This is a genomic window from Winogradskya consettensis (assembly GCF_018332715.1).
Taxonomy (GTDB): Bacteria; Actinomycetota; Actinomycetes; order Mycobacteriales; family Micromonosporaceae; genus Actinoplanes; species Actinoplanes consettensis.
The window spans coordinates 104,183-112,369 of record NZ_BOQP01000042.1 but is presented as its reverse complement, the minus strand read 5'-3'; the positions used below and the strand labels follow the sequence as shown (position 1 = coordinate 112,369).

The following is an 8,187-nucleotide window of genomic DNA, read 5'->3' as shown; positions in this document are numbered from 1 at the left end:
GCAATCCCCGCCCCCGAAGCCGACGTGGTGTCGCTACGTCGTTCGGTCGCTCCGGGCAGCAGCCCTGGCCTGGGGAAGCTTCGCACGCTGGACGGTTCTCGAAGGTGAACCGTGCACGCCGCAGGTGGGGGGTCAGACGTAGAGGGACGTGAAGGGGGCCCAGGGGAGGTTTCGGGCGATGCTGAAGAGGCCCCAGGCGGCGATGAAGATGCCCAGGACCGTGGGCGTGAGGGTCAGCTGGGGGATCTTCCAGCCGAAGACCCGTTTCGCGGCCCAGGCTACGTACATGTAGATCAGGAACGGGACGGCGAAGACGAACAGGGCGTGGTGGCGGGCTGCCGCCGGGATGTCGCCGTGGAGCAGGAACCAGGCCGCGCGGGTGCCGCCGCAGCCGGGGCAGACGAAGCCGGTGGTGTATTTCAGCAGGCAGGTGGGGGCTGAGCCCGCGTCGGCCGCTGCCGGATTCGAGGCGAGGGTGTAGCCGACCGCGCCTGCCATGCAGACCAACATCGCCGTGGGCGCCACCCAGAGCGGGGAGGACTGCCATTTCGACTGGATGAAGCGGGAGACCCGGTCCTGCTTCGGCGGCGGGTACGGCGGGTAGCCCGCGTAACCCGGATAGCCCGCCCACTCCGCGCTGGGGGGTGCGGGGGGCTGCGGGGTGGCCGTGCTGCTCATGGCGGCCACGGTACACCCGGCGCAACAGCGCAGCTGTCCACCGATCAGGCCTGGAGAGGGGCCGGGTCAGGCTTTGAGGGCGGCGGTGAGCGGGCCGGCCAGGTCGCCTCGTTCGGGTGGGCTGATCGCGGAGAGGCCGAGCCAGGACGCCAGGCGGCGGAGCTCGACCGCCAGGGCAGCGGCGGTCTCGCCGGGATCAGCGGCGGGTTCCTGCCAGGCTGCGGGGATCTGCAGGACGCCGGCCTTGCGATCGGCCTTGAGGTCGAGGCGGGCGGCAAAGGTGTCGCCGAGCAGGAACGGCAGGACGTAGTAGCCGTAGAGGCGCTGGGCCGCGGGGACATAGATCTCGATGCGGTAGTTCATGTCGAAGAGTCGCTCGGTGCGGGCCCGCTCCCAGATGAGCGGGTCGAACGGGCTGACCAGGGTGGCGGCCTGGACGCGGCGGGGCAGTTTCGCCTCGTGATGCAGGTAGGTGGGGGCTTTCCAGCCTTTGACCGTGACCGGGAGCAGGACCTTGTCCTCGACCAGCTCGGCGACGGCCTGCTTGAAGCCGAGGACCGGGAGGCGGAAGTAGTCGCGGAGCTCCCCCTCGGCGGCGACGCCCAGGGAGCGGGCCGCGAGCTCGACCAGCGCGCGGAAGGCGTCCTGCGGGTGCGGCGTCGGGGTGTCGAGGACCTTCCGGGGCAGAACGCGCTCGGTCAGGTCGTAGCTGCGGGCGAAGGAGCTCGTACGCGTGGCAGCGGTGATCTCGCCCGAGTAGAAGAGCCACTCGAGAGCCTGCTTGACCACCGACCAGTTCCAGCCCCAGTTGTCCTTGGCGCGCGGGACGTCGTGCTCGATCTCGGCGGCGGTGATCGGGCCCCGGTCGCGGACCTCCCCGAGGACGCGGGCGACCAGCTCGGGCTGCTGGGTGGCGATCCGGACCATGTTGCCCCAGGCGTAGTCCTTGGCGCGGGCCATCCGCCAGCGGAACAGCGGCTGGAGGTCGACGGTGATCAGCGATGCCTCGTGACCCCAGAACTCGAACAGCTCGCGCGGGTTGCGGTAGGCGGCACGCTCCAGCAGCGCCGGGTCGTACGGCCCCAGGCGGCTGTAGAGCGGCATGTAGTGCGCGCGCTGGAGAACGTTGACCGAGTCCATCTGGATCAGGTGGAGCCGGCGCAGGACGCGGCGCAGGTGGCGCAGGTCGGTGGCGCCGCCGGGTGCGCGGTCGGTGAAGCCCTGTGCCGCCAGCGTGATGCGGCGGGCCTGGGCGACGCTGAGGGATTCAGGAACGGCCATCGTCGCAGGAGATTAGCCCACGGGTACGACAAGACGCCCCGTAACCCGGTGGTGACACTGCCGCGGCGGGCGTACATCGTGGATCTGTAGGCTGCCGGGCATGGCTCTCGGCTTCGTCCGTCCCGCCCGTCCCGAGGACGCCGCGGAGATCGCCCGCATCCAGCTCACGACCTGGCGTACGGCATATCGGCGGATGTTCCCCGCCCACGTGCTCGCGAACCTCGACGAGGCCTACCTGGCCCGGGGCTGGGCCGAGGCGATCGACGCGACCCCGTCACCCCGCCACCGGGTCCTGATCGCCGTCGAGCAGAGCGAGAGCGCGCAGACCGTGATCGGTTTCGCCGCCTCCGGGCCCGCCGACGAGCAGGCGCTGGCGCCCGAGGAGCCGGCCCTCCCGGACAACGTCGCCGCGATCACCGATCTGCTGGTGGAGCCGCGGTGGGGACGCCGCGGCCATGGCAGCCGGCTGCTGCAGGCCACCGTGGACCTGTGGCGGGAGGACGGCTTCGTCTCGGCGGTGGCGTGGGCCTACGAGGCGGACGACGCGATGCGGAAATTCCTCGTGTCGGCCGGCTGGGAGCCCGACGGTGTCGGCCGGGCCCTCGACGTCGACGACATGCTCGTCAACCAGCTGCGGCTGCACGTCTCCCTGGAACAGGGGAGCTAGAGCAGGGGGTCCAGCCCGACGGTGAGACCGGGCCGGCTCTGGATGGTCCGGACGCCGAGCAGCACGCCGGGCATGAACGATGACCGGTCGAGGCTGTCGTGGCGGATCGTGAGCGTCTCCCCGGTGGTGCCGAAGAGCACCTCCTGATGGGCGACCAGGCCGGCGGCACGGATCGAGTGGACGCGTACGCCGTCGATCTCGGTGCCCCGCGCCCCCGACATCTCCTCCTTGGTGGCATCCGGCATGGGCCCCAGGCCGGCCTCGGCCCGGGCGGCGCCGATCAGCCGGGCCGTGTGCGAGGCGGTGCCGCTGGGGGCGTCGAGCTTGCGCGGGTGATGCTGCTCGATGATCTCGGCGGACTCGAAATACTTCGCCGCGCGGGCCGCGAACTGCATCATCAGCACCGCGCCGATGCCGAAGTTGGGGGCGATCAGCACGCCGACCTCCGGACGGTCCGCGAGCCACGCGCGGACCTGGCCGAGGCGCTGCTCGTCGAAGCCGCTGACCCCGACGACCGCGTGGATGCCCCGGTCGATGGCCCAGCGCAGGTTGTCCATGACAGCGTCCGGCGTGGTGAGGTCGACCAGGACGTCGGCGTCCGTGGTGTCTTCGAGCTTGTCGCCACGGACGACGGTGGCCACCAGCTCGAGATCGCCGGCCGCCTCGATCGCCTTGCACGCCTCGGAGCCCATCCGGCCCCGAGCTCCCAGAACACCCACTCGGATCGTCACGCGGACACCTTATCGGCAGCGCGACGGCGGGCCCACCACCGCTCGGCGAAGCCCACGAGCAGGAAGATGCCCGCTACGTACGCCCACCCGACCAGCACGTCGATGACGTAGTGCTCGCCGGAATACACCAGGGTGAAGGTCATCGCGAGCGGATAGGCGAGCAGCAGCGGCCACCACTTCTTCGCCACCATCGGCAGGAAGAACGAGACGGCCATCATGGCGTACGCCGTGTGCAGCGAAGGCATCGCAGCGACCGGGTTGGCAGCGTCGACCTGCAGCGCGTTGAGCGAGTTGCCGGCGCTGTGCAGCCCGATGGCGTTCCACCCGTTCGTCGAGATGCGCTCGACGTGCTGCGGGAGCTGGCCGTAGAGGGATGCCCACCACGGCGGCGCGGCCGGGTAGAGGAAGTACGTGATCAGGCCGAACAGGCTGAGCGTGAACCACCGGCGCATGAACCGGGCCCACAGCTCGCGCTGGCGCAGCCACAGCAGCACACCGATCGTGGGCACCGCGAGGAAGTGCGAGACGTAGACGAGCGAGACCACGACCTCCCACCACTGCACCACGTCGGGCCGGTAGAGGTGTTCCTGGAGCCACACCGTGGGGACCAGATCGCCGGTCGCCCAGCCGAACATCGCCTCGTCGGCGTGGATCAGCGGGTAGACGTGCGGCGCGAACAGGTCGTCGGCGTACGCGCGGGAGACGTTGTAGAGCACCAGCAGCAGCGCGATCGGCAGCCAGTCACGCAGGAAGAGCAGGTGCTGGCGCCAGGGCAGGTCGCTGCGCCACGCGATGGTGGCGAGCCACAGCCAGCCGAAGGCGATGAGCGGGTCGCTGGTCGGCACGCCGATGAAGTACGTGCCGACCGCGAAGAGCACCGCCCAGATGGACATGCCGATGATGCGGCGCTTGCGGCGAGCCGCAGGGGCCGCCGTTTCCTCGACGGGGGGCGGGGGGCTGACGACGGTCACGGGGTCCCAGGTTAGCTGGCGGCCGCGAAGGCGTCGTCGTCGAACGGCCCGACCACCGCAAGGGACATCGGCTGGGTGAACAGGTCGGCGGCGAGCTCGTTGCATTCCTGGAGGGTGACCTCGTCGACCCGGGCCAGCAGCTCATCGACGCCCATCAGGTCGCCGTAGAGCAGCTCGGACTTCGCGAGGCGGCTCATCCGCGAGCCGGTGTCCTCCAGGCCGAGGACGTACGAGCCCTTGACCATGCCCTTGCCCCGCGCCAGCTCGGCCTCGGTGATGCCGTCGGCTGCCACCGCGGCCAACTCGGCGCGGATCAGTTTCAGCACCTCGTCGGCCTTGCCCGGCGCGCAGCCCGCATAGACGCCGAAGAGGCCGGCGTCGGCGTACTGGCTGCCGTAGGAGTAGACCGAATACGCGAGCCCGCGCTTCTCCCGGATCTCCTGGAACAACCGGCTCGACATGCCCCCGCCGAGGACGTTGTTGAGCACGCCCAGCGCGAAACGCCGTTCGTCGTCGCGGGTGATGCCGATCCCGCCGAGGACGAGGTGGGCCTGCTCGGTGTCCCGGTTACGGACCACCGTCGCCGGGCGCTGCGTCTTGTGGCGGGTCGTCGAGCGCGGTTTCGCCTGCTCGGGCTCGTGATCGAGCGGACTGCCCGCAAGTGCTGCCCGGACGAGCTTGACGACCTTGGCGTGCTCGAGGTTGCCGGCCGCGGTGATGACGATCTCGGACGCTTTGTACCGGCTGCGGTAGAACCGGTTGATCTGCGTACGCGTCATCGGCGTGATGGTCTCCTCGGTGCCGGAGATCAACCGGCCCAGCGCCGTGCCCGGACCGAAGATCGCCTCGCTGAAGACGTCGTGCACCTCGTCACCGGGCTCGTCGTCGTGCATGGCGATCTCCTCGAGGATCACGCCACGCTCGGTCTCCACGTCGGCCGGGGCGAGCACCGAGTTGGCGACGGCGTCACAGAGCACGTCGATGGCGAGCGGCAGATCGGCGTCGAGCACCCGCGCGTAGTAGCAGGTGTATTCCTTCGTGGTGAAGGCGTTGGTCTCGCCGCCGACGGCCTCGATCTCCGCGGAGATGTCGAGGGCCGAGCGCTTCTCCGTGCCCTTGAACAGCAGGTGTTCGAGGAAGTGCGAGGCGCCGGACATCGCGGGCGTCTCATCGCGGGAGCCGATCCGGACCCACACGCCGAGTGCGGCGCTGCGGGTCGTCGGGATCGCCTCGGTGAGGATGCGCAGGCCGGACGGGAGAGTTGTCCGGCGTACACCGTCTTGCAGGGAATCGGTCCTCATCCGTTTGAGGGCGGCGGCGGGCCGGCCGGATGGGGTAGTAACGCGGGCAGGCCTTTCGGCCTGCCCGCGGTTAGTGCTCGTTGTCATGTGGTGATTAGCCGCGGTCTCCGCCGCGGTCACCGGCGGGACGGGCACGGCGGCGGCGAGGCTCGCCACCCTCGGCCCGGTCGCCACCACGCTCGGCGCGCGGGGCGCGCTCCTCGCGGGGCTTGTCACCATCCGCAGCGGCGGCGGGGGCGGCCGGAGCCTCCTCGCCCTCGGGGCGGACCTTGTCCAGGTAGATCTTGCCGCGGTTGTCGATGTCCGCGATCGAGACCTCGACCTTGTCGCCGACGTTGAGGAAGTCCTCAACCTTGTCGACGCGCTTGCCGTCGCCCACCTTGGAGATGTGCAGCAGGCCGTCGCGGCCCGGGAGCAGCGAGATGAACGCGCCGAACGCGGCCGTCTTCACGACCGTGCCGAGGAACTTGTCGCCCATCTTCGGCAGCGTCGGGTTGGCGATGGCGTTGATCCGCTCCACCGCGGCGTCGGCCGAGGGGCCGTTCGTCGCGCCGACGTAGATCGTGCCGTCGTCCTCGATCGAGATGTCGGCGCCGGTCTCGTCCTGGATGGCGTTGATCGTCTGGCCCTTCGGGCCGATGACCATGCCGATCTTGTCGACCGGGATCTTCACCGTGGTGACCCGCGGGGCGTAGTCACTCATCGTGGCCGGGCCCTCGATCGCCGCGGTCATCACACCGAGGATCGTGGCGCGGGCCTCGTGGGCCTGCTGCAGCGCACCGGCGAGCACGTCCGACGGGATGCCGTCGAGCTTGGTGTCGAGCTGCAGCGCCGTGACGAACTCGCTCGTGCCGGCGACCTTGAAGTCCATGTCACCGAACGCGTCCTCGGCACCGAGGATGTCGGTCAGCGCGATGTACTGGGTCTTGCCGTCGACCTCGTCGGAGATGAGGCCCATGGCGATGCCGGCGACCGGCGCCTTCAGCGGCACACCGGCGCTGAGCAGGGCCAGCGTCGAGGCGCAGACCGAACCCATCGAGGTGGAGCCGTTGGAGCCGAGGGCCTCGGAGACCTGACGGATCGCGTAGGGGAACTCCTCGCGCGACGGCAGCACGGGCACCAGTGCCCGCTCGGCCAGCGCGCCGTGACCGATCTCGCGGCGCTTCGGCGAACCGACCCGGCCGGTCTCACCGGTGGAGTACGGCGGGAAGTTGTAGTTGTGCATGTAGCGCTTGGACTTCTCCGGGGAGAGGGTGTCCAGGGCCTGCTCCATGCGCAGCATGTTCAGCGTGGTGACGCCCATGATCTGGGTCTCGCCACGCTCGAACAGCGCCGAGCCGTGCACGCGCGGGAGGATGCCGACCTCGGCACTCAGCGGGCGGATGTCACGCGGGCCACGGCCGTCGATGCGGACCTGCTCGCGTAGCACGCGCTGGCGCACCTCGGACTTGGTGACCGAGCGGAACGCCGCGCTGATCTCCTTCTCGCGACCCTCGAACTGGGCGTCGAGCAGCTCGTGCGCCTTGTCCTTGACCCGGTCGAGGGCCTCTTCGCGCTCCTGCTTGGCGGCGATCTTGAGGGCCTCGGCGGTCTCCTCGCGAACGGCCTCGACGACCGCGGAGTAGACGTCGTCCTGGTAGTCGAGGAAGACCGGGAACTCCTGGACCGGCTTCGCGGCGATCTCGGCCAGCTCGCTCTGCGCGCGGCACAGCTCGCGGATCGCGGGCTTGGCGGCCTCAAGACCGCTCGCCACGACCTCTTCGGTCGGCGCGGTGGCACCGGCGGCGATCAGCTTGACCGCGTGCGGGGTGGCCTCGGCCTCGACCATCATGATCGCGACGTCGTCACCGACGACCCGACCGGCGACGACCATGTCGAAGGTGGCCCGCTCGAGCTCCTCGATGGTCGGGAACGCGACCCACTGGCCTTCGATGTGCGCCACGCGGGTCGAGCCGACCGGGCCGCTGAACGGCAGGCCGGAGAGCTTGGTCGACATCGAGGCGCCGTTCATGGCGACGACGTCGTAGGGGTGCGCCGGGTCGAGCGTGAGGACGGTCTCGACGACCTGAACCTCGTTGCGCAGGCCCTTGGTGAACGACGGGCGCAGCGGCCGGTCGATCAGGCGGCAGGTGAGGATCGCGTCCTCGCTGGGACGACCCTCCCGGCGGAAGAACGAGCCGGGGATGCGGCCCGCGGCGTACATCCGCTCCTCGACGTCGACCGTCAGCGGGAAGAAGTCGAAGTGCTCCTTCGGGTGCTTACCGGCCGTGGTGGTCGAAAGAACGGTGGTCTCGCCCAGCTGGACGATGACCGAGCCGCCGGCCTGCTTCGCGAGCTTGCCGGTGGAGAAAGTGATCTCACGGGTGCCGAACGCCCCGTTGTCGATCACTGCGGTGCGAGATTCGGTGCCGAGAGCTTTCTGCTCTGTCATGTGGTGCGGTACTCCTTCGTCGAGGACCCGGCGGTCTCTACAGCGCGGTTGCAGCGTGGCCGGTCTTCGATCGAAGTGCCCGGGATTCTGGCCCGGGAACCACTACCGAGGACCGGTGCCGTCAGAA

7 protein-coding genes are annotated in these 8,187 nt (G+C 69.9%); 1 reads left to right on the top strand and 6 read right to left on the bottom strand.

Features of this window, described 5'->3' with window-relative positions:
• Nucleotides 1-132: 132 nt before the first annotated feature.
• Together Aco04nite_RS34980 and Aco04nite_RS34975 are read right to left on the bottom strand one after the other, a co-directional pair.
• A complete protein-coding gene (locus Aco04nite_RS34980; protein WP_213001513.1) occupies nucleotides 133-678 on the bottom strand; it encodes a DUF2752 domain-containing protein in 546 nt (181 codons plus the stop codon).
• Between the two features lie 66 nt (nucleotides 679-744).
• Nucleotides 745-1,959: a winged helix-turn-helix domain-containing protein gene (locus tag Aco04nite_RS34975; protein ID WP_213001512.1), complete on the bottom strand. Its 1,215-nt coding sequence runs from the start codon at nucleotides 1,957-1,959 to the stop codon at nucleotides 745-747.
• 100 nt (nucleotides 1,960-2,059) lie between these two features.
• On the opposite strand from Aco04nite_RS34975, the gene Aco04nite_RS34970 reads away from it, so the two are divergent.
• Complete coding sequence (locus Aco04nite_RS34970) at nucleotides 2,060-2,626, top strand: GNAT family N-acetyltransferase (protein WP_213001511.1); 567 nt, start codon at nucleotides 2,060-2,062, stop codon at nucleotides 2,624-2,626.
• Here the strand turns inward: Aco04nite_RS34970 and dapB are convergent.
• The 4 genes from dapB to Aco04nite_RS34950 all read right to left on the bottom strand — a co-directional run bounded on the left by dapB (nucleotide 2,623) and on the right by Aco04nite_RS34950 (nucleotide 8,060).
• The gene (gene dapB, locus Aco04nite_RS34965) at nucleotides 2,623-3,357 is read right to left on the bottom strand and encodes a 4-hydroxy-tetrahydrodipicolinate reductase (protein ID WP_280519439.1); all 735 of its coding nucleotides are present in this window, start codon (nucleotides 3,355-3,357) and stop codon (nucleotides 2,623-2,625) included. The genes Aco04nite_RS34970 and dapB overlap by 4 nt on opposite strands.
• A complete protein-coding gene (locus tag Aco04nite_RS34960) occupies nucleotides 3,354-4,328 on the bottom strand; it encodes a phosphatase PAP2 family protein (protein ID WP_438874967.1) in 975 nt (324 codons plus the stop codon). Before Aco04nite_RS34960 ends, dapB begins: the two co-directional genes overlap by 4 nt.
• Before the next feature lie 11 nt (nucleotides 4,329-4,339).
• Nucleotides 4,340-5,629, bottom strand: a complete 1,290-nt coding sequence (locus Aco04nite_RS34955; RefSeq protein ID WP_244876508.1) for a M16 family metallopeptidase — start codon at nucleotides 5,627-5,629, stop codon at nucleotides 4,340-4,342.
• Between the two features lie 94 nt (nucleotides 5,630-5,723).
• A complete protein-coding gene (locus Aco04nite_RS34950) occupies nucleotides 5,724-8,060 on the bottom strand; it encodes a polyribonucleotide nucleotidyltransferase (protein ID WP_213001508.1) in 2,337 nt (778 codons plus the stop codon).
• Nucleotides 8,061-8,187 lie beyond the last annotated feature (127 nt).